The sequence below is a fragment of the Oleiphilus sp. HI0128 genome, from assembly GCF_001635365.1.
Genome location: NZ_LWGG01001517.1, coordinates 1 through 1,191, shown reverse-complemented (window position 1 = coordinate 1,191; position 1,191 = coordinate 1). Strand labels below are relative to the sequence as shown.

Sequence of the window (1,191 nt, the reverse complement as noted above, 5' to 3'; positions counted from 1 at the left end):
GAACAATATTGGCTGAAGAGCTTAGGTCTCGAGTTTTGTCGTTACCTAGAGCTCTACCATAAGGACCTTCCCCAACCAGACTTTATCGTTCCCATTCCATTGCACAGGGATAAACTCAAAGAGCGCGGATTCAATCAAGCCGAATCGTTAGCAGTACTGTTAGGGAAACATCAAAAGTTAGCCGTAAATACAAAGTTGATAGTTAAATCCAAGATGAGCGCCGACCAAAAAAGTCTTAACAAAGTTCAGCGACTAATAAACCTCAAAGGATGTTTTACTATAGATAACCCTCAAGTAGTCAAAGACAAACACATTGTGTTAGTTGATGACGTCGTGACCACAAAAGCGACCAGCGAAATATGTAGCCAATTACTCCTTGATAAAGGGGCGAGTCGCGTTGATATCTGGAGTCTGGCCAGAACACCAAAAGCCAGCTAGGCAAATAGCCATAAAGAGTAATGTTATAGTTTTTCTTTCTTCAGAATAGAGTAAATATACTCTGCAATAGCCAAAGAAGATGTTAAACCTGGCGACTCAATTCCAAGTAAGTTTACTAAGCCTGCTACACCATGATCAGCAGGCCCTTGTATGGAAAAGTCAGCTGCCATGTTTCCGGGAGGGACAATTTTAGGCCGGACACCGGAGTAATCAGCATGCATTTTATCGAGCTCTACTTCAGGCCAATATTTACTCACCTCTGCGTAAAACTGCTCCCGTTTTTTCGGGTCCACCTTATAGTCAATGTGCTCAACATCAGTCACGTCCAGCCACTCAACATCCGGGCCAAATTTAGCAGCTCCCTGCATATCAAGCGTAAGATGAACACCCAGACCTCCCGGCTCAGGAACCGGATAGACTAAATGATCAAAAGGAGCTGCGCCGCTATAAGCAAAGTAACTTCCTTTGGCAAAGAAAGCTTTCGGTAACTCGGCAATAGAAATGGCTGGAGAATCATTAACAAGAGGCTGAGCATTTAGACCTGCAGAGTTGATGCAGCACTTCGTTCTTATCAGAGCCTCCCCGCCATTGAGAGTAAGCTCAACTCCACCCTCATCCTGCCCGGTTATCTGGAGCTCTGAGTTAAACACGCACTGACCACCGTTTGCCTCAAGATCAGCCTGCAATTGAAGCATATAGGCATGACTATCCAAAACGCCTGTCGAAGGCGACAATAAGGCTGCTTTACCCACT

1 protein-coding gene and 1 pseudogene are annotated in these 1,191 nt (G+C 45.0%); one reads left to right on the top strand and one right to left on the bottom strand.

Annotated features, from left to right (window positions below):
• Positions 1 to 438, top strand: a pseudogene (locus tag A3763_RS29225) (ComF family protein); the annotation flags it as partial.
• A gap of 23 nt (positions 439 to 461) precedes the next feature.
• Here the strand turns inward: A3763_RS29225 and A3763_RS25015 are convergent.
• On the bottom strand, positions 462 to 1,191 hold a 730-nt coding region (locus A3763_RS25015; protein ID WP_197483115.1), incomplete at its 5' end, for an NAD(P)/FAD-dependent oxidoreductase.